Raw genomic sequence first — 24,700 nt, 5'->3', positions numbered from 1 at the left:
GAACGCCTGAACGGTGCGTCCGCAAGTCCGGACACCTGCACACCCACAATCCAAATCAAGAGATTCAGTTAATGGTCAAACCACCAAAGCGTGTGGCCGGTGTTATTGCGCCTGACACACGTCCAAATGCCGCTGGCATTGTCCCCAGAATCCCAGGCGAAAACACGCAACCCTCTGCAGACCTGCCGAGCAATTCCGTGCGTCAACCGCCGGTGCGGGTCCACGAGGCATCCGCCGTCTACCCCGTGTCGGTAGCGGCCGCTCTGCGCTCCATCAGCTGGCCTGCCGATCAAGTGCACCTGCTACAAAGGCTGGATCCCGACAGCGGATTGTTCACCAGTCCGGAGGGAAAGCTGTACGCCCATGTTGAAAATGCAGGGCATCTGCTGGTCGAAATACATCACGATGGCCGCTACCAGATTCCCTTCAACTTCACTCCGCATCTGGCGGGTCCTTTCCTGATCAAAACCGAGCGCCAGCCAGTCTGGACCTTCGAACGACCCAGTTGGCTGGCGCACAACCCAGACAATGACGGGCCAGTTGCAGCCGCTGAGCGTATCCCCGGGGAACAGCCGATCTACCTCGCCCCCGATGCCGCCGCCCTGCTCTCCCCCCGCCTGCAAACACCGAACGGCGTTCGCTACGACAAGCACCGAAAAACCTATATCGATACCGCAGAAGGAACCGTCATGGTGCGTAAAAACGCCAACGGTCACTATCAGCAGACCTCCGCGACGGCGCGCAAAGTATCCGCTCTATTGTTCGAACAGATTCCCGGGACGCGACTGTGGCGCCGCAAGACCGGGCTAACCGATTTGGCTACACAACGCCCGCATCAGGAAGAGGGGACAGACGCCACCCGGGCGCTGACCGAAAGCCTGCTCTCGGACAACCCCGACGCGATCAACTTGAGTTTCGGTTTATGGCGAAACTGGGGACACAGTGTCCGACCAGCATTGGGCCAGCATATCGAGATCGACGGGCAGTATTACCGGGTGATGCAACAAGACCTGAATACCAACCCGCGACTGGTTTACCTGCAGCATCCGTTGTTCTCACCCGCCCTGTATGACGCTTTCGAATACATGCTGCGGGACAACCCGTCGCTGCAGCCTAAGTGGGCGGTTAAACAAAACCACCAATGGACGGTCCTCGACAGTGTCGTGCCCTTCGAGATGCCGATCACCCGGTACATCGCCAGAACCTTCAAATACTTGTCGGATCAATCCGTCAATTCACTCGCCCGGGCCATGTTCAATCAGGCGAACCGATCGGAAATCATCATTGCCCCCGGTCTGGCGCTGATGAACCAAGTGTTTCGTTACTGGGCCAACAGGGATCGGCGCAGAGCACCGAATCGAGAGCTGGCCGACCCGCTCCTCATGTTGCGCCCTCTGTCCGGACCGGAACCAACCCTGGCGATTCCTGCCTCGCTGGGTGAAGGCCTGATGCGCCTGGATTTTGATCCCGGGCGCTTCTCTCGCCACTGGAACGAGTACGCCACGACGCCCACTGCGGCCAATCTGCGAAGGCTGTTCAGGCAGATTCTGGAGGATGACGGTTACGTGGTGAGCAACCCGACAAACACGCTTGCGGAAAACGAATTGTTGTTTCACCGCGAGAAAATCGATCACGTGTTCGTACTGAAACTGCCACCTCTTAACGACGGGCGCCTGCAGCGATTTCGGCCTGAGCCTTTTGAGAACAATGAAGTCGTGCTGCAAACATCCAGCAGCGAATCAAAGCCTTTGTCGACTTACCGCACAGAAAAAAAGATCAGCTACCTGCTCGGCGGCACCCAAACAGATGTTCTGGGGCAGACAACGCTGTTCATTTTCAAAGACCAATGACCGCACAGGACAGTCAACCAAAAAACATGAACAGCTAAGAGACACTTCAATGACCAAACCCACAAAGACTACAGTCCGCCCTGCTTCGCCCGACACCTCCGCGATCAACAGATCTACCGCTGGCAATGGCAGCCTCAAAAACACCCAGGGTTCTGACATTTTTGCGCCAGGTACGAAGCAACCGCCCGACACTTCCACTCCCAATACGTCTGGCAGTGAAATGGCAGGCGCCCCACGCGTGGTGGTGAGTTACATAACGGATCCGCTGCTCACCGAAACCAATGCCAGACTGGCCGAGATATCCCTGCCGGTATTACAAACCGCTCTTCTACAGCCGCACATGTCCGTCGACGGGGTATTCGTGACCCCGGGCGGCCAGATTTACGCGCACCTGGAAGACGGCCGGCATTACCGGGTTGAACTCAACACCGCCGGTCACTACCAGATTCCCTGGCCCGCGGCCCCGGGCGTGACACCACCCATTCTGAAAAAAATCCACGGCCAGTCACGTTGGCGCATCGAGGCACAGTGGTACGCGGCTCACTCCAGACAGAGGAGTCTGTCTGCGCAGCAACGGACTGCCGAACCACTACAAGCGATCATCCTCGTCGACCCGCACCTGGCGACCCTTCTGCCTGCCGCGCGGGAGTCCCTGGACGGTATTCGCAAAGGGCCGCGTGGGAAAACCTATGTCGATATCGCCGAAGGAACCGTTCTGGTTCGCAGGAACGAACAAGGCGAATACAAACTGGCTTCAGCAACAACGATCAATGTGCCGGATATAGCGTTCGAGCAGATTCCCGGGCAATTCGTCTGGCGCCGTAAATTGCAGACGACTACAGATACACAACAAGCTCCAAAAGCAGGCAGTTCCCGTGCCCTCCCCCGGTCGGAAAGGCCCGGCCCGAGCCCAAGTAAACGCCCTCGACTGCCAGAAGACAGTGATCCTCTCAATCCCTTCGTACTCATGGGCATCAGTGAATTATGGAAAGGCTGGGGAACCACGACGAAACCGTCAGCCGGCGACTCCATCGAAATCGGCGGCAAGCACTTTGCGATACTTGACCAGCCGAGCCACGCCATTGACGCCTTTGCCTTCATCAAGCCGCCACAGTTTTCTGCTACTCGTTTCGATGCTTTCGAACAGTTGCTGCTGACCAATCCTGAGTTGCAACCCAGGGCGGCGGTGAAGTGGGAGGGCAATACGGGGCATGGCAATCCGGCATGGAGAATCGTGGAGAGTCGGCCATTTGAAAAAACCCTGACGCAATATGTCAGCGATCAGTTCCCCTACCTTTCCGATCACTCTGCAAGTAAAGCCGCACGGGAGATGTTCAATCGAGCCAGTCACTCCGAGAAAATAACAGGGTCCGGGATCAGTGCATTGTTCGAGACTTTCAAGTACTGGGAAAATCGCTCTATTTTCACGGGCGATAACAGAGTCGCTCGTCAAGACTTGAGCGACCCGCTGATGCTCCTCTCGCCGCTTGCGACTGACGTAAATGGCTACATGCGTATGCCGCTACCTTCCGCTGAAGGTCTGCGAAGAATCGACTTCAACCCGAAATTGTTCTCCGGCTCGCAACACCAAAGGGGTCGCCGAACAACGCGAACACTGTTCAAAGATCTTCTTAGCGCACACGGCTACTACATTGCCCATGATTTCGGCGCCAACCAGGGGAATGCCTTATTGATCAAGCGAACGGGGGTTGATCCTGTTTTCATCCTGTTCATGGACAGGATTCAAAACAACACTGTTTTTCTCCCTGATCCAGTTGCCTGGCTCAAGAAAAGAGTCTTTGTCGACAACATGGACGTGCAGGTCAAAGACGAGTTGATGGTGCATTTGCACACCAACAGAATCATTTTTTTGCTGGGCACCAACGAGCCTCTCCCCACTCACGAACATAACCTTATTGTCACCCGACACAGCTGAATGAGCTCCGGAGTTCTCTGCAGCACAGGCGGGCAGATTACTCAGGCATAAAAAAGCCCGCAGTGTGAGCGGGCGAAAGACCAAAGAAGCTATATGCGCAGTCGCTTCCCGGCGGGGGGCAGCTGCTTGGGGGTCAACTGCCCCGGTACGTGGAATAGCTGTAAGGCGAAATCAGCAATGGCACGTGGTAGTGATCCTGTTCGGCAGAGATGCCGAAGCGCAGTACAACCACGTCCAGAAATGCCGGCTCCGGCAACTGAACGCCGCGGGCGCGGTAGTAATCGCCAGCGTGGAACTGAACCTGATAAACCCCGGTACGATAATCATCGCCTTGCAGCAGCGGCGCATCGACCCGGCCATCGCTGTTGGTTATCGCACTGGCGACCAATTCCAGGTGCGAACCTTCAACGCGGTACAGCTCGACCTTGATCGAACTGCCCGGGCAACCGTGTGCAGCGTCCAAAACGTGTGTTGTCAAACGTCCCATTGATTCTGCGCGCCTGCCTGCGTGGAAGCAGTCAGACCTCGCGCCTCCCGAAGTCAGATAAAAAGGAGACCGCACCGATTCGGAGCACGAAAAGCTGCGGCGAGCGACTGATTAAGACACTTTTCAAAAAAATTGTACACAATAAAAACGACATTTTTCACACCACCCCCGCCAATCGGGGGTTTCCCCGCGTTCTGCCAGCAACACGCCTATACATTGCACCTTCTATCCATTAACTGACTGGTCAGGCAGGTTTCTTGCAGGCTCACGCCAATACCAGTAAAAGATGACAGTCGGCGAAAAATGCGAAAATTCAGGCTTACAAATTGCGAATAAAGTTGTATACAATCAGCCCATCGCTGTGACGCCAGCCTGCCAGGCCGCCACACCCATCTGTCAACGAATAAGAAGGAAGACTGCAGTGAGCGCTGACTACCCACGCGACCTGATCGGTTACGGCAGTAACCCTCCTCACCCACACTGGCCGGGCAATGCCCGCATCGCCCTGTCTTTCGTACTCAATTACGAAGAAGGCGGCGAGCGCAACATTCTGCACGGCGATAAAGAGTCCGAAGCCTTCCTCTCCGAGATGGTGGCCGCTCAGCCGCTGCAAGGCGCGCGTAACATGAGCATGGAATCGCTTTACGAGTATGGCAGCCGCGCCGGGGTCTGGCGGATTCTGAAACTGTTCAAGGAATTCGACATTCCGTTGACCATCTTCGCCGTGGCCATGGCCGCCCAGCGCCACCCGGACGTGATCCGCGCAATGGTCGATGCCGGCCACGAGATCTGCAGCCATGGCTACCGCTGGATCGACTATCAGTACATGGACGAAGCGCAGGAGCGCGAGCACATGCTCGAAGCGATCCGCGTCCTCACCGAAATCACCGGAGAGCGCCCACTGGGCTGGTACACCGGCCGCACTGGCCCGAATACCCGTCGCCTGGTCATGGAAGAAGGTGGTTTCCTCTACGACTGCGACACCTACGACGATGACCTGCCGTATTGGGAACCGAACAACCCGACCGGCAAGCCGCATCTGGTGATCCCGTACACCCTCGACACCAACGACATGCGCTTCACCCAGGTGCAAGGTTTCAACAAGGGTGACGACTTCTTCGAATACCTCAAAGACGCGTTCGACGTGCTTTACGCCGAAGGTGCCGAAGCGCCGAAGATGCTCTCGATCGGTCTGCACTGCCGCCTGATCGGTCGTCCGGGTCGCCTCGCTTCGCTCAAACGCTTTATCGAATACGCCAAAAGTCATGAACAGGTGTGGTTCAGCCGTCGCGTCGACATCGCGCGTCACTGGCACGAAACTCACCCGTACCAAGAGGCCGCGAAATGAGCCGCTTTCAAACCCTGCAACCGTCGACCCTGAGCCGCGACGCTTTCGTCAACGCCTTCGCCGACATCTACGAACATTCGCCATGGGTGGCCGAGAAGGCCTACGACCTGGGCGCAGATGCCTCGATCGACGAGATCGAAACCCTGCACCAGCGCATGAGCGACATCCTGTTGAGCGCCGATCATGCCAGTCAACTGGCCCTGATCAACGCTCACCCGGACCTGGCCGGCAAAGCCGCCGTCCAGGGCCAACTGACCGAAGCCAGCACCAATGAACAGGCTGGCGCCGGTATTCACCAATGCACGGCCGAAGAGTTCCAGCGCTTCACCGAGCTGAACGACGCCTACAAAGCCAAGTTCAAGTTTCCCTTCATCATGGCGGTAAAAGGCAGCAACCGGCATCAGATCCTCGCGGCGTTCGAAACGCGCATTCACAACTCGGTCGATACCGAATTCAAATGCGCGCTGGCGGAGATCAACAAGATCGCCCTGTTCCGTTTACTGACTCTTTAGCAAGCCTGACCCGAGTACATCAAACGCGGAGAGTACCCAGGGTCCTGCAAGCATCCCCAGCCACTTTTTTAAAGGCAGACAAGAAGAATGAAAGCTTACGCCGTACCTTTCGAAAAATTCGTCAACCTGGCCGATGCCCGTCTGGGCACCAAAATCATTTCGGTCACCGATGACTGGTTCGCAGACGCCAATCGTCTGTTCCAACCGACCCCGGCCGTATGGAAGGAGGGCGTGTTCGATGACAACGGCAAGTGGATGGACGGCTGGGAATCACGCCGCAAGCGCTTCGAAGGCTTCGACAGCGCCGTAATTCGTCTGGGCGTACCGGGCTCGATCAAAGGCGTGGACATCGATACTTCATTCTTCACCGGCAACTTCCCGCCATCGGCCTCTCTGGAAGCGTGCTTCCTGGCGTCGGGCGAGCCTGATGAAAACACCCAGTGGACTGAAGTGCTGTCGGCCGTCGAGCTGCAGGGCAACAGCCATCACTACCACGAAATCAGCAACGACCAAGCTTTCAGCCACCTGCGCTTCAACATCTACCCGGACGGCGGTGTTGCCCGTCTGCGCGTGTACGGCATTCCGTTCCGCGATTGGTCGGCGGTTGGCGACAACGAGCAAGTCGACTTGGCTGCGGCCCTGAATGGTGGCCGCGCCCTCGCCTGCTCCGACGAACACTTCGGCCGCATGAGCAACATCCTCAACCCGGGCCGTGGCATCAACATGGGCGACGGCTGGGAAACTGCACGTCGTCGCACGCCAGGCAATGACTGGGTCATCGTCGCGCTGGGTCACCCGGGCGAGATCGAGAAGATCGTCGTCGACACCCTGCACTTCAAAGGCAACTACCCGGACACTTGCTCGATCCAGGGCGCGTTCGTGAAAGGCGGTACTGACAGCCAGATCGAAACCCAGTCGCTGTTCTGGCGTGAACTGCTGCCAAGCCAGAAACTGGAAATGCACGCCGAACACACCTTCGTCGAGCAGATCAAGGCGCTGGGCCCGATCACCCACATCCGCCTGAACGTGTTCCCGGATGGTGGTGTGAGCCGCCTGCGCGTTCTCGGCAAGGTCGCTAAATAACAACGCAATGATCGTTCCCACGCTCTGCGTGGGAATGCATCACTGGACGCTCTGCGTCCACTCAGGATGTGACGCGGAGCGTCACGGGCTGCATTCCCACGCGGAGCGTGGGAACGATCACTCAACGAAAAGAAGAACAGCATGCGCACACTAACGATTGAACCGCTGAGCAAAGAAGCCTTCGCCCCTTTCGGTGACGTGATCGAAACCGACGGCAGCGATCATTTCATGATCAACAACGGTTCGACCATGCGCTTCCATAAACTGGCGACGGTCGAAACCGCTCAGCCTGAGGACAACGCGATCATCAGCATCTTCCGCGCCGACGCGCAGGACATGCCGCTGACCGTTTGCATGCTGGAACGCCATCCGCTGGGCAGCCAGGCTTTCATTCCGCTGCTCGGCAACCCCTTTCTGATCGTGGTCGCGCCAGTTGGCGATGAACCTGTATCAGGCTTGGTCCGCGCCTTCGTCACCAACGGCAGGCAGGGCATTAATTACCATCGCGGCGTTTGGCACCATCCGGTGCTGACGATCGAAAAGCGGGATGACTTCCTGGTGGTTGATCGCAGTGGCACAGGCAATAACTGCGATGAGCATTTTTTCAAAGAGGATGAGCGTTTGATCCTCGCCCCCCACCAATAAGAGAAGGTCTGATCACTCGACAACAAGAGTGACAGGCGAGAGGTAAAGACTGTGGAAGCACATCTGTTGGAATGGCTGAACCTGAGCGTGCGCTGGGTTCACATGATCACTGGCGTGGCCTGGATCGGCGCGTCGTTCTACTTCGTCTGGCTGGAGAACAACCTCAACCGCGTCAACCCGAAAACCGGCCTGGCCGGTGACCTGTGGGCGATCCACGGTGGCGGTATCTATCACCTCGAAAAATACAAACTGGCCCCACCGGCGATGCCGGAGAACCTGCACTGGTTCAAATGGGAAGCCTACTTCACCTGGATGTCGGGTATCGCGCTGCTGTGCGTGGTGTTCTACTCCAATCCAACGCTCTACCTGCTGGCTCCGGGCAGCACCCTGAGCGGCCCTGAAGGCGTGGCCATCGGTATCGGCTCGCTGTTTATCGGCTGGTTCATCTACTCCTTCCTGTGCGACTCGGCACTGGGCAAACGCCCTGCTCTGCTCGGCTTCATTCTGTTCGTGCTGATCATCGGCGCGGCGTATGGCTTCAGCAAAGTGTTCAGCGGTCGTGGTGCATACCTGCACGTCGGCGCGATCATCGGCACCATCATGGTCGGTAACGTGTTCCGCATCATCATGCCGGCGCAGCGTGCCCTGGTCGCGGCGATTGCCGAAAACCGTACGCCGGATCCGGCGCTGCCAGCCAAAGGATTGCTGCGTTCGCGTCATAACAACTACTTCACCCTACCGGTGCTGTTCATCATGATCAGCAACCACTTCCCGAGCACTTATGGCAGCCAGTACAACTGGTTGATCCTCGCCGGGATCGCGGTGTTGGCGGTGTTGGTGCGTCACTACTTCAACACCCGTCATGACAGCCACAAGTTTGCCTGGACCTTGCCTGTGGCAGCGGTGGGCATGATCAGTCTGGCGTACGTCACCGGCCCGATGCCAATGTCGACCGCGCCGGAAGTGGCCAAGGCGCCAGCCAAAATCGAGTACCAACCGCTGCCGGAAACGGCACTGGGCGGTGGCGCGAAACCGGCTGAAGCAGCACCGGCAGCCCCTGCCGAACCTGCAGCAGCACCGGCGCAAGCCTCCAACGCAGGTCCGGCCTTCGACAAAGTGCACAACGTGATTCAAGAACGTTGCGCGGTTTGCCACTCGGCCAAACCGACCAGCCCGCTGTTCAGCGCAGCTCCGGCGGGTGTGATGCTCGACACCCCTGAGCAGATCCGCCAGAACGCGGCGCGCATCCAGGCGCAGGCCATCACCACGCAGATCATGCCACTGGGCAACATCACGCAGATGACCCAGCAGGAACGTGACCTGATCGGTGCATGGATCGCCCAGGGAGCACAGACCAACTAAGCAGTAAAAGCATCGCTGGCAAGCCAGCTCCCACAGGGTTTTGCACTGCCTGTGTGGGAGCTGGCTTGCCAGCGATTCGCCGCAACGCGGTTGTTACCTGATGCACAGAAACAGCTGTGAGCAACCCGGCAGCTGTTCAATCACAAGAATAAAAAGATCCGAGGTGTTGCATGTCCGAGCTGTCCAAAGCGCGCATCCCCGACGCACCCGCCATTCAGCGATTGCCCCTTTTGCAACTGATCCTGGTCGGTTTGCAACATGTTCTGCTGATGTACGGCGGTGCCATCGCGGTGCCGCTGATCATTGGACAGGCCGCTGGCCTGAGTCGTGAAGAAATTGCCTTCCTGATCAACGCCGACCTGCTGGTCGCCGGTATCGCCACCATCGTCCAGTCCATGGGCATCGGCCCGATGGGCATTCGCATGCCGGTGATGATGGGCGCCAGTTTTGCTGCCGTCGGCAGCATGGTCGCCATGGCCGGCATGCCCGGTATCGGCCTGCAAGGCATCTTCGGCGCCACGATCGCCGCCGGTTTCTTCGGCATGCTCATCGCGCCGTTCATGTCCAAGGTCGTGCGCTTTTTCCCGCCGCTGGTGACCGGCACGGTCATCACCTCGATCGGTTTGTCGCTGTTCCCCGTGGCCGTGAACTGGGCCGGTGGTGGCGCTGCCGCTGCGCAATTCGGCTCACCGATTTATCTGGCCATCGCCGCATTGGTGTTGGGCACTATTCTGCTGGTCCACCGCTTCATGCGCGGTTTCTGGGTCAACATTTCAGTACTGATCGGCATGTGCTTCGGCTACATCCTGTGCGGCGCGATTGGCATGGTCGACCTGAGCGGCATGGCCAACGCGCCATGGGTTCAGTTCGTCACTCCGCTGCATTTCGGCATGCCGAAATTCGAACTGGCACCGATCCTGTCGATGTGTCTGGTGGTGGTGATCATCTTTGTAGAATCCACCGGGATGTTCCTCGCGCTGGGCAAGATCACCGGCCAGGAAGTCTGCCCGCGCATGCTGCGTCGCGGCTTGCTGTGTGATGCCGGCGCCTCGTTTGTCGCTGGTTTCTTCAACACGTTTACCCACTCCTCGTTCGCCCAGAACATCGGTCTGGTGCAGATGACCGGAGTACGTTGCCGCTCGGTGACCATCGTTGCCGGTGGCTTGCTGATCGTGTTGAGCCTGCTGCCGAAAGCAGCGTTTCTGGTGGCGTCGATTCCGCCGGCGGTACTCGGCGGCGCAGCGATTGCGATGTTCGGAATGGTCGCGGCCACCGGCATCAAGATTCTCCAGGAAGCCGACATCGGTGACCGTCGCAACCAGTTGCTGGTCGCGGTGAGCATCGGCATGGGCCTGATCCCGGTGGTGCGTCCGGAGTTTTTTGCGCATTTGCCGATGTGGATGAGCCCGATTACCCACAGCGGCATCGCCATGGCAACGCTCAGCGCGCTGACGCTGAACTTGCTGTTCAACATTCTCGGCGGCAAAGAGCGCGCGGCGATCAACGACTGCCACGCACACCAGCACTAACAGCAACACCGATGTACCCCCTGTAGGAGTAAGCCTGCTCGCGATAGCATTTTTTCAGTCAACTGATGTGTTGAATGTCATACCGCTATCGCGAGCAGGCTCACTCCTACAAGGGCAAAAAAAGCTCTGCGCCTCAAACAATAAAAACAAGAGGGAGCAACAGATGATTCGCACGCAAACCAACGTTCTGTTGAGTGGCGGCCTGCTGGCCGCGAGTCAGGCCATGGCCGGCGATTTACTGCTGTGGCAGACCAACAGCCTGAGCTATCTGTACGGCAAGAACTTCGCGATCAACCCGTCGATCCAGCAGACGCTGACCTTCGAGCACGCCGATAAGTGGAAGTACGGCGACAACTTCCTGTTCGTCGACAAAATCTTCTACAACGGCAAGGAAGACGCGAACAAAGGCCCGCACGCGTTCTACGGTGAATTCACCCCACGCTTCTCCTTCGGCAAGATCTTCGACCAGAAGCTCGAGTTCGGCCCGATCAAGGACGTGCTGCTCGCCATGACTTACGAGTATGGCGAAGGCGACAGCGAGGCCTACCTGATCGGCCCAGGCTTCGACCTCAAAGTGCCCGGCTTCAACTACGTCACCCTGAACATCTTCCGCCGCCAGACCGAAGGCCCGCGTCCCGGCGATGGCGTCTGGCAGATCACCCCCGGCTGGTCCTACAGCTTTCCCCTGGGCAATTCCGATGTGCTGATCGACGGCTACCTCGATTGGGTAGTCGACAACGATGAGAACTCACGCGGCACCTACCACGCCAACCTGCACATCAATCCGCAGATCAAATATGACCTGGGCAAAGCTTTGGGCTGGAGCCACAAGCAACTGTATGTCGGCACCGAATACAGCTATTGGAAAAATAAATACGGCGTCGAAAACACCCACAACTTCGACACCAATCAGAACACCGCCAGCCTGCTGGTAAAGGTGCATTTCTAAGATGGCCCGCAACCGTGCCCCATACCTGTCGTCGGTGCTCTGTTGCGGGGCACTTGAGAGCTGGCCGAGGAGTCAGTATTCTCCGCGGCCTCCTGAATTCGGTCTAAAAAAAAGCCCGGATTTAATTCCTGACCGAAAAGCCAACTTATCCCGGCCCCGGTCAGTACCGAGGCATCCCGAAAACACACTCAATCGACTGTTTTTTAGCAGCCGAGCGGGTGTTTTTTTGCTTTTCGAAAGCCTTGGCTCAGCTCTTGCTCACAGCAACGAAGCTGACCGATCGGATGAGTTTTTTGCAGCAACGAAAAAAGGCGCCACACCAGAGCGCCGATCTTAAAAAAATAACGTGGAACACCTACTTTGGGAGCAACCGAATGAAACGTATGTGCACCAGCCTGATGCTCGCGGGATCGATGTTGGCCGGCGGCCAGGCCATGGCCGAAGGCCTGCTGCAGTGGCAGAACAACAGCCTGACCTACCTGTATGGCAAGGACTTCCAGGTCAACCCGCGCATCCAGCAGACCGTCACCTTCGAGCACGCCGATGCGTGGAAGTACGGGGACAACTTCTTCTTCCTCGACAAGATCTTCTACAACGGTGGCAAGGACTTCAGCAATGGTCCGAACACCTACTACGGTGAGTTCAGCCCGCGCATCTCGCTGGGTAAAGTGCTCGACCAGAAGATCGAGTTCGGCCCGATCAAAGACGTCCTGGTGGCGATGACTTACGAGTTCGGCGAAGGCGACACCGAGTCGTACCTGATCGGTCCAGGCTTCGACTTGGCGATCCCGGGCTTCGACTACTTCCAGTTGAACTTCTACCAGCGCCACACCCAGGGTGCTCGCGCCGGTGACAACGTCTGGCAGATTACCCCGGTCTGGTCCTATACCATCCCGGTCGGCAAGTCGGATATCCTGATCGACGGCTTCATGGACTGGGTCACCGACAACGACTCCAACTCCAAGGGTGATTACCACGCCAACCTGCACTTCAACCCGCAAGTCAAATACGACCTGGGCAAGGCGCTGAGCTTCGGCGAGAAGCAGTTGTACGTCGGTGTGGAGTACGACTACTGGAAAGACAAGTACGGCATCGACGACACCGGTGCGTTCAAGACCAATCAGAGCACCACGAGCTTCCTGGTGAAGTTCCACTTCTGATGCGGGTGTAAGTGGCGTCTGCGAGGACGCCATCGCTGGCAAGCCAGCTCCCACAAGTTCTTTGGTGTAGACAAAATCTGTTTACGACGCAAAGCCCTGTGGGAGCTGGCTTGCCAGCGATTGCCGCACCACCGATCTCAGGCTGGAACCACCGCTTCGGATAGCCCGAGAAACCGGCACAACTCCTCGCGCTTGGCCAACGCATCACGCCGCCCCAGATCAATCAACTCGCTGCAGTACCCCGCCTCGAACAACAGATAACTCAACACCCCTGCCCCACTCGTCTTGGTAGCCCCCGGCCCGCGCAGAAACAGACGTAACGCCGCCGGCAACTCCTGGCGATGCCGTGCCGCAATCTCATCGATCGGCTGACTCGGCGAAATCACCAACACCTCCACCGGTGCCACGCCCAACTCGCGCGTCGGCGTGACGGCAGGCATCAAGTGGCTGAACTGGTTGAGACGCTGCAGCAACTCGATGTCGCTCTCGAGGCTGTCAATGAACGTGCTGTTGAGCATGTGCCCGCCAATCTGCGCCAGCGTCGGCTGTTGCCCCGTGTAGGCGCGCTCCAGCGGCTGCTGCGGATCAAACCCGCGCGGGTTGCCGCTGACACCGACCACCAGCACCCGGCTCGCCCCTAAGTGCAGCGCCGGGCTGATCGGCGCCGATTGCCGCACGGCGCCGTCGCCAAAATATTCATCGCCGATTTTCACCGGCGCGAACAACAACGGAATCGCCGAGCTGGCCAGCAGGTGATCCACCGACAGCTGCGTCGGCACACCAATGCGCCGATGCCGCAGCCATGAATCGATCTTGCCGCCGCCCTGATAGAACGTCACCGCTTGCCCGGATTCGTAGCCGAACGCCGTCACCGCCACCGCATGCAATTGCTTGCGCGCGATCGATTCGGCGATACCGGGCATGTGCAGTTTTTCATTGAGCAGTGCGCGCAGCGGCGAACTGTTGAGCAACGCCACCGGCAGTTGCCGACCGAGGCCGAGCAGGCTGTGGCTGACAAAGCGGCTGGCCTGACGGATAACCCCGGGCCAGTCACTGCGCAGCACGCGATGGCTGCGAAAGCCCTGCCAGAACAAGGTCAGCCGTTCGATGGCGGCGCGAAAGTCGGTAGCGCCACTGGCGAGGCTGACGGCGTTGATCGCCCCGGCCGAGGTGCCAACGATCACCGGAAACGGATTGTCGGCGCCCAACGGCAGCAATTCGGCAATCGCCGCCAGTACCCCCACCTGATACGCCGCCCGAGCCCCGCCGCCGGAAAGAATCAAACCTGTGACCGGTTCAGTTGGGCTCATCGCAACACTCCATGGTGCTTGAAAGGATGGGGGAATCAACCGCGTTTGGCGTACAACTTCGGCTCGCCCGGTGGCCGGCTCTTGAAGCGTCGATGCGCCCACAGGTACTGCTCGGGGCAGGCACGCAACGCGCTCTCGACCCACTGATTGATGCGGATGCAGTCAGCTTCTTCGGTTTCGCCGGGGAAATCTTCCAGCGGCGGATGAATCACCAAGCGATAACCGCTGCCGTCGGCCAGACGCTCCTGCGTGAACGGCACCACCAGCGCTTTACCCAAACGAGCAAACTTGGTGGTCGCAGTCACGGTCGCGGCTTGAATGCCAAAAAGCGGCACGAAGATGCTCTGTTTGGCGCCGTAGTCCTGATCCGGTGCGTACCAGATCGCGCGACCGGAACGCAGCAGCTTGAGCATGCCGCGCACGTCGTCACGCTCCACCGCCAGCGAATCGAGGTTGTGCCGCTCGCGGCCCTGACGCTGAACATAGTCAAACAACGGATTCTTGTGCTCGCGGTACATGCCGTCGATGGTGTGCTGCTGGCCGAGCAACGCCGCGCCGATTTCCAGCGTGGTGAAATGCGCCGCCATCAAAATCACGCCTTTGCCTTCGCGCTGGGCCTTTTGCAAATGCTCCAGGCCTTCAACGTGGGCCAGCTTGGCCAGACGCTCGCGCGACCACCACCAGCTCATAGCCATTTCAAAAAAGGCGATGCCGGTGGAGGCGAAATTTTCCTTGAGCAGGCGTTTGCGCTCAGCGGCGGATTTTTCCGGGAAGCACAGTTCAAGATTGCGCTTGGCGATGCGCCGCCGGTCGCCGGCCACGCGATACATCAGCGCGCCCAAAACTCGACCGATGGTCAGCAAGGCCGGATACGGCAACTGCACGATCAGCCATAAAAGCCCCAGACCGCACCAGAGCGGCCAGAAGCGTGGAGCAAGAAATGCTTTTCGAAAACGCGGGCGATCCATTAAAGCTTCCGTAAATACAGTGGCCGCGCATTCTACATCGTTCGACCCGGCTTGCGGCCTGCGGGCGTTCTCGTTATAAGTCTCGGCACTTTTAGTGACAAGCCGTTGTATGCCGACATGAGCCAAACCGAACCGTTAGACCAAGATCCCGTATTCCAGCTCAAGGGCAGCATGCTGGCCATTACTGTGCTGGAACTGGCCCGTAACGACCTCGAAAGCCTCGATCGGCAATTGGCCGCCAAAGTTGCCCAGGCGCCGAACTTCTTCAGCAACGCGCCGCTGGTTCTGGCGCTGGACAAACTGCCGCCGAGCGAAGGCGCCGTCGATCTGCCAGGCCTGATGCGCGTCTGCCGTCAACATGGCCTGCGCACCCTGGCGATTCGCGCCAGCCGCATCGAAGACATCGCCGCCGCCATCGCCATCGACATTCCGGTGCTGCCGCCGTCCGGTGCCCGTGAGCGGCCGCTGGAAACGCCGGAAGCCGAAGTCAAAAAGAAACCGGAAAAACCGCCGGAACCCACCGTCAAACCGACCCGTGTCATCACCACGCCAGTACGTGGTGGCCAACAGATATATGCCCAGGGTGGCGATCTGGTCGTGGTGTCTTCGGTCAGTCCGGGGGCGGAACTTCTCGCCGATGGCAACATCCATGTATACGGCCCGATGCGTGGTCGGGCGCTGGCCGGCGTGAAGGGTGACACCAAGGCACGGATTTTCTGTCAGCAATTGAGCGCTGAACTGATCTCCATCGCCGGTCACTACAAGGTTTCCGAAGATTTGCGTCGCGACCCTATGTGGGGCTCGGGCGTACAGGTCAGCCTGTCGGGCGACGTGTTGAACATCATTCGGCTTTAACGGATACTGCCGCATTTTCCAAGCATCTCTAAAACGTAGCGAAAACGGCTCAAACGAAGTAGGAAAAAGGCTCAAAGCCAAATTCCAGCCAAGGCTGTCCGACTGCAGTAGTTTTCAAGAGATGTTTTTCAGGGGCTAAAAAGTCCTTCTTCCTTAGGGGTGAAACACCTTGGCCAAGATTCTCGTGGTTACATCCGGCAAGGGTGGTGTGGGTAAGACCACCACCAGCGCCGCTATCGGTACCGGCCTCGCTCTGCGCGGCCACAAAACAGTGATCGTCGACTTCGACGTGGGCTTGCGTAACCTTGACCTGATCATGGGTTGCGAGCGCCGCGTGGTGTATGACTTCGTCAACGTGGTCAACGGCGAAGCCAACCTGCAACAAGCGCTGATCAAAGACAAGCGCCTGGAAAACCTCTACGTACTGGCCGCCAGTCAGACCCGCGACAAAGACGCGCTGACTGTCGAAGGCGTGGAAAAAGTCCTGATGCAGTTGAAGGAAGACTTCGATTTCGTCGTCTGCGATTCCCCGGCCGGCATCGAGAAAGGTGCTCACCTGGCCATGTATTTCGCCGACGAAGCGATCATCGTGACCAACCCGGAAGTGTCCTCGGTACGTGACTCCGACCGTATGCTGGGCCTGCTGGCCAGCAAATCGCGTCGTGCCGAAAAAGGCGAAGAGCCGATCAAGGAACACCTGCTGCTGACCCGCTACAACCCGCAACGCGTAAGCGACGGCGAGATGCTGGGCGTCGAAGACGTGAAGGAAATTCTAGCCGTCACCCTGCTTGGCGTGATTCCGGAATCCCAAGCCGTCCTCAAGGCGTCCAACTCGGGCGTCCCGGTAATTCTCGACGACCAGAGCGATGCAGGTCAGGCGTACAGCGATGCCGTTGATCGTCTGCTGGGCAAAGAAAAAGAACATCGTTTCCTCGATGTTACGAAGAAGGGATTCTTCGAGCGCCTGTTTGGAGGTAGGTAATGAACCTTTTTGACTTCTTTCGTGCCAACAAAAAGCCAAGTACCGCCTCGGTAGCGAAAGAGCGTCTACAGATCATCGTGGCGCATGAGCGCGGCCAGCGCAGCACGCCGGATTACTTGCCAGCCTTGCAGAAGGAACTGGTCGACGTGATCCGCAAGTACGTCAACATCGGTAACGACGACGTACATGTTGCACTGGAAAGCCAGGGCAGTTGCTCGATTCTGGAACTCAACATCACCCTGCCTGATCGCTGAGTCGATCCGGCAGGTACGACGGCGGTTCAGGGCCATCCCATGCGGGAATGGCCCTGAACCGCCGTTGGCATTTGTTACGAGGCTGTTTTAATGCCGCTGTCCAACATCCGCATCATCCATCAGGACGCCGCCGTGCTGGTGGTCGACAAACCGACCTTGCTGCTCTCGGTGCCCGGTCGCGCCGACGACAACAAGGATTGCCTGATTACCCGTTTGCAGGAAAACGGCTACCCGGAAGCGCGCATCGTCCATCGCCTGGACTGGGAAACCTCTGGCATCATTTTGCTTGCGCGTGACGCCGACACGCATCGCGAACTGTCGCGCCAGTTTCACGACCGCGAAACCGAAAAGGCCTACACCGCTTTGGCCTGGGGTCAGCCGGAACTCGACAGCGGCAGCATCGATTTGCCGCTGCGTTACGACCCGCCGACCAAACCACGCCACGTCGTCGACCACGAATTCGGCAAACACGCGCTGACCTTCTGGCGCGTGCTGGAGCGTTGCGGCGACTGGTGTCGCGTCGAGCTGACGCCGATTACCGGTCGTTCGCACCAGTTGCGCGTGCACATGTTGTCGATCGGGCACCCGCTGCTCGGTGACGGGCTCTACGCTCACGAGCAGGCTCTGGCCGCCTGGCCGCGTCTGTGCCTGCACGCGAGCATGCTCAGTTTCACCCATCCGCAAACCGGCGAACGCCTGCGCTTCGAGTGCCCCGCCCCGTTCTGACCGACAACACTGACCCCCTGTAGGAGCTGCCGAAGGCTGCGATCTTTTGATCTGGTGTTTCGTAAATCAAAAACAAGATCAAAAGATCGCAGCCTTCGGCAGCTCCTACACGGATCCGGTGCAGATTCAATTCCCCGGCCGATGCGTTAAACTCCCGCCCATTGCTGTCTGGAGTTTCTTATGCGCGAAGAGTTGAACCAAGGCCTGATCGACTTTCTCAAGGCCTCCCCTACCCCGTTCCACGCCACTGCCAGTCTGGTGCAGCGTCTTGAGGCTGCCGGTTTCGTGCGCCTCGACGAGCGCGAGCCATGGACCACCGAGCCAAACGGCCGCTATTACGTCACCCGCAACGACTCCTCGATTGTCGCGATCAAAATGGGCCGCACTTCGCCACTGCACGGCGGCATCCGCCTGGTCGGCGCGCACACCGACAGCCCGTGCCTGCGGGTCAAGCCGCAACCGGAGCTGCAGCGTCAGGGCTTCTGGCAACTCGGCGTTGAAGTCTACGGCGGCGCCCTGCTCGCACCGTGGTTCGACCGTGATCTGTCGCTGGCCGGCCGCGTCACCTTCCGCCGCGACGGCAAAGTCGAAAGCCAATTGATCGACTTCAAGGCACCGATCGCGATCATTCCCAACCTGGCCATTCACCTCAACCGTGAAGCCAATCAGGGCTGGGCGATCAACGCGCAGACCGAGCTACCGCCGATCCTCGCGCAATTTGCCGGTGACGAGCGCGTCGATTTCCGCGCCGTGCTCACCGATCAACTGGCCCGCGAACACGGCTTGAACGCCGACGTCGTGCTCGATTACGAGCTGAGTTTCTACGACACGCAAAGTGCTGCGGTTATCGGCCTCAACGGCGATTTCATTGCCGGTGCGCGCCTCGATAACCTGTTGTCGTGCTACGCCGGCCTGCAAGCCTTGCTCACCGCAGAAACCGACGAAACCTGCGTGCTGGTGTGCAACGACCACGAAGAAGTCGGTTCCTGCTCGGCCTGCGGTGCCGACGGCCCGATGCTTGAACAGACCTTGCGCCGTCTGCTGCCGGAAGGTGACGAGTTCGTCCGCACCATCCAGAAATCCCTGCTGGTCTCGGCCGACAACGCCCATGGTGTACACCCCAACTACGCCGAAAAGCACGACGCCAACCACGGCCCGAAACTCAACGCCGGCCCGGTGATCAAGGTCAACAGCAACCAGCGCTACGCCACCAACAGCGAAACCGCCGGGTTCTTCCGCCATCTGTGCATGGCCGAAGAAGTCCCGGTGCAAAGCTTCGTGGTGCGCAGCGACATGGGTTGTGGCTCGACCATCGGCCCGATCACCGCCAGCCACCTCGGTGTGCGCACCGTTGATATCGGTCTGCCGACCTTCGCCATGCACTCGATCCGCGAACTGTGTGGCAGCCACGACCTGGCGCATCTGGTCAAAGTGCTGAGCGCGTTTTACGCCTGCCGCGAATTGCCGTAACCATTCGGGACCACTTGTTCGCTGTAGGAGCTGCCGAAGGCTGCGATCTTTTGATTCTGTTTTTAAGATCAAAAGATCGCAGCCTTCGGCAGCTCCTACTCAGATCAATAGCGGTCGGCAGAAACCGACCTAGACTTACATCATTCATTTCGACAAGGCAGTCTCCATGATCTCGATGTCTTCGTTCCACGCCATGCTCATTCCCATCCTGTGCGGAATGATCCTGCTGGCGATCGGTTTCAACTTCCGTGACAAGAACGCCGGGGTGTTTGCCATGTGGATCGGCATGCTCACGATCCTCGCCACCGTGGTGTACAAGATCCTCGCCAAACTCAACGAATAAATCCGCGCCCGGCTCGCATTGCTTTAGTGGGCCTCGTACACTCCAGCGAATCCGCCCCTTGCGAGGTTGACCGCCTAGTGTTCGCTCGTCTTTTTGCTTTGCCCAGCCTGTTCTTCGTCTGCCTGATGACGCTGCTGCCGCTGGCGCCCGCCCACGCGGTCGGTTTGCCCGGTCTGCTCAACACCAACAAAGCCCAACCGGAAGCCCAGGAACCGCTCGGCCAGTCCCTCGACGAAGTCATCAAGTCGCTGGAAAACGACAAGCAACGCGCACAGTTGCTGACCGATCTGAAGAAACTGCGCGACGCCACCAAAAAGGCTCAGGCCAGCCCTGAAGAAGGCGTGCTCGGCTTGATCGGCGGCACCCTGTCCAACTTCGAAAAACAATTTACCGGCGCCGACAGCCCGCTCAACCGCTGGGGCAACGAGTTCGACCTGGCCAAGGACGAACTGAGCGCGATGATGCTGCCGGCCAACGAGTGGCTGCCGATCATCTTCGGCTTCGCCATGATCCTCGCGGTGTGGAGCCTGCTCGCCGCCGCACTGATCTGGCTCAGCCATCGGGTGCGCATGCGCTTCGGCCTTACCGAAGAATTGCCGCAACACCCCAAGGCCCTCGACATGTTGCGCTTTGCGTTACGCAAGCTCGGGCCGTGGCTGATCGCGTTGGTGATGACCGTCTACATGAGCTACGCGCTGCCGTCGTCACTGGGCAAAAGCCTGGCGATGGTGTTGGCCTATGCGCTGGTGGTCGGTACCTGTTTCTCGGCAATCTGCGTGATAGCGTTTTCCCTGCTCGATGGCCCGCACCGTCATCGCGCGCTGTACATCCTGCGTCATCAGGCGTTCCGGCCGCTGTGGCTGATCGGCAGCTTCGCCGCGTTCGGCGAGGCGTTGAACGATCCACGCCTGATCGAAAGTCTGGGCGTGCATCTGGCGCACTCCGCCGCCACTATCGCCAATGTCCTCGCGGCACTCTCGACCGGTCTGTTTATCCTGCGCTTCCGCCGACCGATTGCGCATCTGATTCGCAACCAGCCGCTGTCGCGACGCCTGACCCGCCGCGCGCTCAGCGACACCATCGAAATCCTCGGCACCTTCTGGTACGTGCCGGCGCTGGTGCTGGTCGGCATCTCGCTGTTCGCCACCTTCGTTTCCGCCGGCGACACCAGCACCGCTTTGCGCCAATCGCTGATCTGCACCGTGCTGCTAGTGATGTGCATGGTGATCAACGGCCTCGTGCGCCGCCACTCACTGAAACCGCAACGCGGGCCGAAACGCCACGCGCTGTACTCCGAACGCCTGAAAAACTTCTTCTACACCCTCGCGCACCTGGTGGTCTGGCTGGTCTTCATCGAACTCGGCCTGCGCGTGTGGGGCCAGTCGCTGATCGGTTTTGCCGAAGGCGAAGGCCATGACATCAGCGTCAAACTGTTCAGCCTGATCGGCACGCTGATTTTCTCCTGGCTGATCTGGATCCTCGCCGACACCGCCGTGCACCACGCCCTCACCCGCTCGCGCAAAGGTCTGGCGAATGCCCGCGCGCAAACGATGATGCCGCTGATCCGTAACGTGCTGTTCGTAGCGATCTTCATCATCGCGCTGATCGTCGCCCTGGCGAACATGGGCATGAACGTCACGCCACTGCTGGCCGGTGCCGGTGTGATCGGTCTGGCCATCGGTTTCGGTGCGCAGTCGCTGGTCGCGGACTTGATCACCGGCCTGTTCATCATCATCGAAGACTCGCTGGCCATCGATGACTACGTCGACGTCGGCGGCCACCTCGGCACCGTCGAAGGCCTGACCATCCGCACCGTGCGCCTGCGCGACATCGACGGCATCGTCCACACCATCCCGTTCAGCGAAATCAAAAGCATCAAGAACTACTCACGGGAGTTCGGCTACGCGATCTTCCGCGTGGCGGTGCCGTACAACATGGAAATCGACGACGCGATCAAACTGATGCGTGAAGTCGGCCAGAAGATGCGCACCGATCCATTGCAGCGGCGCAACATCTGGTCGCCGCTGGAGATTCAGGGTGTCGAGAGCTTCGAATCCGGCAGCGCGATTCTGCGCGCGCGATTCAAGACCGCACCGATCAAACAATGGGAAGTGTCCCGAGCCTTCAACCTGTCGCTCAAACGCCACCTCGACGAAGCCGGGCTCGATCTGGCGACGCCGCGCATGAGCGTGCAAGTAATCACTGCCGGTGGCGGTCAGCCGAAGGAATAGCACTCAGGCGCGCGGTTGCAGTCACAGGCAGGGAAGCCCGACAACAATAATCAAGGAGTAACCGATGCAACTGACGCGCATTGCCCAAGCCGTTCTGCTCAGCCTGTTCGCCAGCCACGCTGGCGCCGCGACGTTGGAAAGCACCCGCACAACGATCGCCGAAGAGGCGCAAAAACTCGAACCGGAATTGCTGGAAACCCGCCGCGACATCCACGCTCACCCGGAACTCGGTAACACGGAAAAACGCACCGCTGAGTTGGTCGCCAAACAACTCAAAGCCATGGGCCTCGAAGTGAAAACCGGCGTCGCCCGCACCGGCGTGGTCGCCGTCCTCAAAGGCGCCCTGCCCGGCCCGACCGTGGCCCTGCGCGCCGACATGGACGCGCTGCCGGTCAAGGAAGTCTCCGACCTGCCGTTCGCCTCAAAAGCCAAAGGCACCTACCTCGACAAAGAAGTCGACGTCATGCACGCCTGCGGCCACGATGCGCACACCGCCATCCTGCTGAGCACAGCGAAAATTCTCACGGGCATGCGCGACACATTACCCGGCACCGTGGTGTTCTACTTCCAGCCCGCTGAAGAAGGCCCAAGCGACTTCATCCCCGACGGCAAAAACACCTGGGGCGCGAAAATGATGGTCGAGGAAGGCGTGATGAAATCGCCAAAGCCCGACGCGGTCTTCGGCCTGCACGTCTGGGCCGGCGTCCCCGCCGGCCAGATCGCCTACCGCCCAGGCGCCACCCTCGCCAGCTCCGACGACCTGCGCATCAAAATCCTCGGCAAACAGACCCACGCCGGCCGTCCATGGGACGGCATCGACCCGATCACCGTCGGCGCGCAAACCATCGTCGGCCTGCAAACTGTAGTCAGCCGTCGCACCGATATCTCCTCGTATCCGTCAGTGGTCAGCATCGGCACCATCAACGGCGGCACGCGCTACAACATCATTCCCGAATCCGTCGACATGACCGGCACGATCCGCTCCTACGACTACGGCATCCGCCAGAAACTGCATGCCGACGTCCGCCAGACCGTGGAAAAAATCGCCGAAAGCGGCGGCGCCAAAGCCGACGTCACCATCATCGAAAAATACGACCCGACCATCAACAACCCGGCACTGACGGAAAAAATGCTGCCGACGTTGAAGTGGGCGGCCAAGGATGATGTGGTGAATGCACCGCTGGTGGGTGGCGCGGAAGACTTCTCGTTCTTTGCCAAGGAAGTGCCGGGACTGTTTGTGTTTCTCGGCGTGACGCCAAGAGACCAGGACATGAGCAAGGCAGCGCCGAATCACAATCCGGGGTTCTTTGTCGATGAGTCGGCGCTGGTGGTAGGCGTGAGAACATTGGCCTCGTTGGCGACGGATTATCTGTATGCCAATGCGGGGGCGGGCAAGTAGGGATGAGGTGACTGTGGGGGCGCCTTCGCGAGCAAGCTCGCTCCCACATTTGGACCCTGTACAGCCTGCCAGAAACAGGTCGGCTGTCAGGCCGCCATCGCTGGCAAGCCAGCTCCCACGAGGATTGAGCCAACCGGTAAACCTGTATCGCTTCGGCTTCTCACCACTCAACACAATGAGCGCAAGCTCGAGTACCGTTCTTGATCTTGATCCACGGGCGACGTCGGAAGGCTGAGTGGAGGGATTGATCCGGGGGTGGGAGCGCAGCGACCGTTTGGCGCAGCCAAACACAGCGAGAGGAGGTGCAGCGAAGCAAACCGTAGGCGCTGCGCCCGGATCGATCCCGGAGCGAAGGAACCCCGAGCCCCAGCGAGCGGGCCGCACGCAGGAGCAAGCCTTTTTGGTTACTTTTTCGGCGTCTGGAAAAAGTGACCCGCCGTAAGGGCGGAACCCTAATCAGCACCACCCGAAGCAACGGATATGCCCCCCAAAACGATCAAACCACATCAACCCCAACGTGAATCGCATCATGCCGCCAAAACTCCAGATCACAATCAATCAACCGCTCATGCTGATCATAATTGACCCGAGCAATCCGTAACCCCGGGCTCCCCACCGACACCCGTAAAGCCGCCGCCGCATCCACCGACAACGACGTAGGCACGATCTCAAACCGCACCCGCCCATAGTGCAAATCGTAATGCCGCGCATACAACTCGGTCATCGACTGATTCAAATCAAACTCAAGAATCCCCGGAAAAAACTGCGGATTCAGGTAATGCTCCACATACAACACCAACCGCCCATCAATGCGCCGTGACCGGCAAATCTGAATCACGCTCGACAACGCCGGCAACTGCAACCAGGCACAAACCGCCGCCGACGCCGGCTGCAACCGCGCCGAAATCACCTCGGTCGACGGCACCCGCCCCTGCGCACTGACCATCGCGTGGAAGTGACTGCGCTGCATCAGGTTATAGGCCAGACGCGGCGGCGAAACGAACCAGCCACGGCGCTCCTCGCGATAAATCTGCCCCTGCGCCTCCAATTGCAACAACGCCTCACGCACGGTAATCCGCGTCGTACCGAACAACTCACTGAGCTTGCGCTCGGCCGGCAACTTGCTGCCCGCCGCCAGCAACCCGTGGTCGAGTTGTTCCTGCAGCACCTGGCCAATCGCTGTCACCGCTTTTGTTGCCTCATCGCGCATCAACGTTACCTATCTGGACTAGACCAGCACTGTTTCGGGGCAAAACCGCACGGCAATCGAGCCGTTTCCTGATGATGCAAGCCTAGGCAGT

22 protein-coding genes are annotated in these 24,700 nt (G+C 59.1%); 18 read left to right on the top strand and 4 right to left on the bottom strand.

Translation table 11 applies throughout. From position 1 onward, the window contains the following. Window positions 1-71 precede the first annotated feature (71 nt). Entirely contained in the window at window positions 72-1,850 is a 1,779-nt protein-coding gene (locus ACOYXH_RS05300; RefSeq protein WP_460410313.1) for a response regulator, read from the top strand. Window positions 1,851-1,899: 49 nt separating this feature from the next. Continuing rightward, on the top strand, window positions 1,900-3,786 hold the full coding sequence (locus ACOYXH_RS05295; RefSeq protein WP_460410312.1) for a hypothetical protein: 1,887 nt from the start codon (window positions 1,900-1,902) through the stop codon (window positions 3,784-3,786). Window positions 3,787-3,919: 133 nt separating this feature from the next. Here ACOYXH_RS05295 and uraH read toward each other — a convergent pair whose 3' ends face one another. Next, complete coding sequence (uraH, locus tag ACOYXH_RS05290; protein WP_003223171.1) at window positions 3,920-4,273, bottom strand: hydroxyisourate hydrolase; 354 nt, start codon at window positions 4,271-4,273, stop codon at window positions 3,920-3,922. A gap of 421 nt (window positions 4,274-4,694) precedes the next feature. Between uraH and puuE the strand changes: the two genes are divergently transcribed. The 8 genes from puuE to ACOYXH_RS05250 all read left to right on the top strand — a co-directional run bounded on the left by puuE (window position 4,695) and on the right by ACOYXH_RS05250 (window position 12,861). Next, window positions 4,695-5,621 carry an allantoinase PuuE gene (gene puuE, locus ACOYXH_RS05285; protein ID WP_093441662.1) on the top strand — a complete coding sequence of 309 codons (927 nt, stop codon included), beginning with the start codon at window positions 4,695-4,697 and terminating at the stop codon, window positions 5,619-5,621. Next, window positions 5,618-6,133 (top strand): 2-oxo-4-hydroxy-4-carboxy-5-ureidoimidazoline decarboxylase, encoded by a 516-nt coding sequence (uraD, locus tag ACOYXH_RS05280; protein ID WP_047292945.1) that lies wholly within the window; start codon window positions 5,618-5,620, stop codon window positions 6,131-6,133. Before puuE ends, uraD begins: the two co-directional genes overlap by 4 nt. A gap of 87 nt (window positions 6,134-6,220) precedes the next feature. Continuing rightward, complete coding sequence (alc, locus tag ACOYXH_RS05275; protein ID WP_007913974.1) at window positions 6,221-7,216, top strand: allantoicase; 996 nt, start codon at window positions 6,221-6,223, stop codon at window positions 7,214-7,216. A 141-nt stretch (window positions 7,217-7,357) separates the two neighbouring features. Continuing rightward, on the top strand, window positions 7,358-7,861 hold the full coding sequence (locus ACOYXH_RS05270) for an ureidoglycolate lyase (RefSeq protein ID WP_034151759.1): 504 nt from the start codon (window positions 7,358-7,360) through the stop codon (window positions 7,859-7,861). Between the two features lie 51 nt (window positions 7,862-7,912). Then, window positions 7,913-9,223 (top strand): urate hydroxylase PuuD, encoded by a 1,311-nt coding sequence (locus ACOYXH_RS05265; RefSeq protein WP_095050914.1) that lies wholly within the window; start codon window positions 7,913-7,915, stop codon window positions 9,221-9,223. A 170-nt stretch (window positions 9,224-9,393) separates the two neighbouring features. Then, window positions 9,394-10,752 (top strand): nucleobase:cation symporter-2 family protein, encoded by a 1,359-nt coding sequence (locus tag ACOYXH_RS05260; protein WP_095114338.1) that lies wholly within the window; start codon window positions 9,394-9,396, stop codon window positions 10,750-10,752. A gap of 163 nt (window positions 10,753-10,915) precedes the next feature. Continuing rightward, the gene (locus tag ACOYXH_RS05255; protein WP_016982869.1) at window positions 10,916-11,701 is read left to right on the top strand and encodes an outer membrane protein OmpK; all 786 of its coding nucleotides are present in this window, start codon (window positions 10,916-10,918) and stop codon (window positions 11,699-11,701) included. A gap of 374 nt (window positions 11,702-12,075) precedes the next feature. Beyond that, window positions 12,076-12,861, top strand: coding sequence for an outer membrane protein OmpK (locus ACOYXH_RS05250; RefSeq protein ID WP_007913962.1), 786 nt, complete (start codon window positions 12,076-12,078; stop codon window positions 12,859-12,861). Window positions 12,862-12,998: 137 nt separating this feature from the next. Here the strand turns inward: ACOYXH_RS05250 and ACOYXH_RS05245 are convergent, their stop codons facing one another. Together ACOYXH_RS05245 and ACOYXH_RS05240 are read right to left on the bottom strand one after the other, a co-directional pair. Further along, complete coding sequence (locus tag ACOYXH_RS05245; RefSeq protein ID WP_460410311.1) at window positions 12,999-14,171, bottom strand: patatin-like phospholipase family protein; 1,173 nt, start codon at window positions 14,169-14,171, stop codon at window positions 12,999-13,001. Window positions 14,172-14,206: 35 nt separating this feature from the next. After that, entirely contained in the window at window positions 14,207-15,139 is a 933-nt protein-coding gene (locus tag ACOYXH_RS05240; RefSeq protein WP_095050911.1) for a lipid A biosynthesis lauroyl acyltransferase, read from the bottom strand. 117 nt (window positions 15,140-15,256) lie between these two features. On the opposite strand from ACOYXH_RS05240, the gene minC reads away from it, so the two are divergent. From minC to ACOYXH_RS05200, 8 genes are all read left to right on the top strand, one after another. Beyond that, entirely contained in the window at window positions 15,257-15,994 is a 738-nt protein-coding gene (gene minC / locus ACOYXH_RS05235) for a septum site-determining protein MinC (RefSeq protein ID WP_026000431.1), read from the top strand. Between the two features lie 169 nt (window positions 15,995-16,163). Further along, window positions 16,164-16,976, top strand: a complete 813-nt coding sequence (gene minD / locus ACOYXH_RS05230) for a septum site-determining protein MinD (RefSeq protein WP_038367005.1) — start codon at window positions 16,164-16,166, stop codon at window positions 16,974-16,976. Next, a complete protein-coding gene (gene minE / locus ACOYXH_RS05225) occupies window positions 16,976-17,230 on the top strand; it encodes a cell division topological specificity factor MinE (RefSeq protein WP_003223146.1) in 255 nt (84 codons plus the stop codon). Before minD ends, minE begins: the two co-directional genes overlap by 1 nt. A gap of 90 nt (window positions 17,231-17,320) precedes the next feature. Next, entirely contained in the window at window positions 17,321-17,956 is a 636-nt protein-coding gene (locus ACOYXH_RS05220; RefSeq protein ID WP_007960625.1) for an RluA family pseudouridine synthase, read from the top strand. A gap of 180 nt (window positions 17,957-18,136) precedes the next feature. Beyond that, complete coding sequence (locus ACOYXH_RS05215; protein ID WP_007919200.1) at window positions 18,137-19,426, top strand: M18 family aminopeptidase; 1,290 nt, start codon at window positions 18,137-18,139, stop codon at window positions 19,424-19,426. Between the two features lie 166 nt (window positions 19,427-19,592). After that, window positions 19,593-19,769, top strand: coding sequence for a hypothetical protein (locus ACOYXH_RS05210; RefSeq protein WP_162835980.1), 177 nt, complete (start codon window positions 19,593-19,595; stop codon window positions 19,767-19,769). Between the two features lie 77 nt (window positions 19,770-19,846). Beyond that, window positions 19,847-22,000 (top strand): mechanosensitive ion channel domain-containing protein, encoded by a 2,154-nt coding sequence (locus ACOYXH_RS05205; RefSeq protein WP_460410310.1) that lies wholly within the window; start codon window positions 19,847-19,849, stop codon window positions 21,998-22,000. Between the two features lie 64 nt (window positions 22,001-22,064). After that, a complete protein-coding gene (locus tag ACOYXH_RS05200) occupies window positions 22,065-23,399 on the top strand; it encodes an amidohydrolase (RefSeq protein ID WP_460410309.1) in 1,335 nt (444 codons plus the stop codon). A 496-nt stretch (window positions 23,400-23,895) separates the two neighbouring features. Here the strand turns inward: ACOYXH_RS05200 and ACOYXH_RS05195 are convergent, their stop codons facing one another. Continuing rightward, window positions 23,896-24,609, bottom strand: coding sequence for a UTRA domain-containing protein (locus ACOYXH_RS05195; protein ID WP_007916338.1), 714 nt, complete (start codon window positions 24,607-24,609; stop codon window positions 23,896-23,898). Window positions 24,610-24,700 lie beyond the last annotated feature (91 nt).

The sequence above is a fragment of the Pseudomonas sp. Mb7 genome (genome assembly GCF_054790525.1).
This window is presented reverse-complemented; position numbering and strand designations above follow the sequence as displayed.

Coding starts and splice junctions, on each gene's coding strand:
- ACOYXH_RS05260 (WP_095114338.1), top strand. CDS start 9,394: ATGTCCGAGCTGTCCAAAGCGCGCATCCCCGACGCACCCGCCATTCAG.
- ACOYXH_RS05295 (WP_460410312.1), top strand. CDS start 1,900: ATGACCAAACCCACAAAGACTACAGTCCGCCCTGCTTCGCCCGACACC.
- uraD (WP_047292945.1), top strand. CDS start 5,618: ATGAGCCGCTTTCAAACCCTGCAACCGTCGACCCTGAGCCGCGACGCT.
- ACOYXH_RS05215 (WP_007919200.1), top strand. CDS start 18,137: ATGCGCGAAGAGTTGAACCAAGGCCTGATCGACTTTCTCAAGGCCTCC.
- alc (WP_007913974.1), top strand. CDS start 6,221: ATGAAAGCTTACGCCGTACCTTTCGAAAAATTCGTCAACCTGGCCGAT.
- minC (WP_026000431.1), top strand. CDS start 15,257: ATGAGCCAAACCGAACCGTTAGACCAAGATCCCGTATTCCAGCTCAAG.
- ACOYXH_RS05255 (WP_016982869.1), top strand. CDS start 10,916: ATGATTCGCACGCAAACCAACGTTCTGTTGAGTGGCGGCCTGCTGGCC.
- ACOYXH_RS05210 (WP_162835980.1), top strand. CDS start 19,593: ATGATCTCGATGTCTTCGTTCCACGCCATGCTCATTCCCATCCTGTGC.
- ACOYXH_RS05250 (WP_007913962.1), top strand. CDS start 12,076: ATGAAACGTATGTGCACCAGCCTGATGCTCGCGGGATCGATGTTGGCC.
- ACOYXH_RS05240 (WP_095050911.1), bottom strand. CDS start 15,139: ATGGATCGCCCGCGTTTTCGAAAAGCATTTCTTGCTCCACGCTTCTGG.
- ACOYXH_RS05300 (WP_460410313.1), top strand. CDS start 72: ATGGTCAAACCACCAAAGCGTGTGGCCGGTGTTATTGCGCCTGACACA.
- ACOYXH_RS05270 (WP_034151759.1), top strand. CDS start 7,358: ATGCGCACACTAACGATTGAACCGCTGAGCAAAGAAGCCTTCGCCCCT.
- ACOYXH_RS05195 (WP_007916338.1), bottom strand. CDS start 24,609: ATGCGCGATGAGGCAACAAAAGCGGTGACAGCGATTGGCCAGGTGCTG.
- ACOYXH_RS05200 (WP_460410309.1), top strand. CDS start 22,065: ATGCAACTGACGCGCATTGCCCAAGCCGTTCTGCTCAGCCTGTTCGCC.
- ACOYXH_RS05245 (WP_460410311.1), bottom strand. CDS start 14,171: ATGAGCCCAACTGAACCGGTCACAGGTTTGATTCTTTCCGGCGGCGGG.
- uraH (WP_003223171.1), bottom strand. CDS start 4,273: ATGGGACGTTTGACAACACACGTTTTGGACGCTGCACACGGTTGCCCG.
- minE (WP_003223146.1), top strand. CDS start 16,976: ATGAACCTTTTTGACTTCTTTCGTGCCAACAAAAAGCCAAGTACCGCC.
- ACOYXH_RS05220 (WP_007960625.1), top strand. CDS start 17,321: ATGCCGCTGTCCAACATCCGCATCATCCATCAGGACGCCGCCGTGCTG.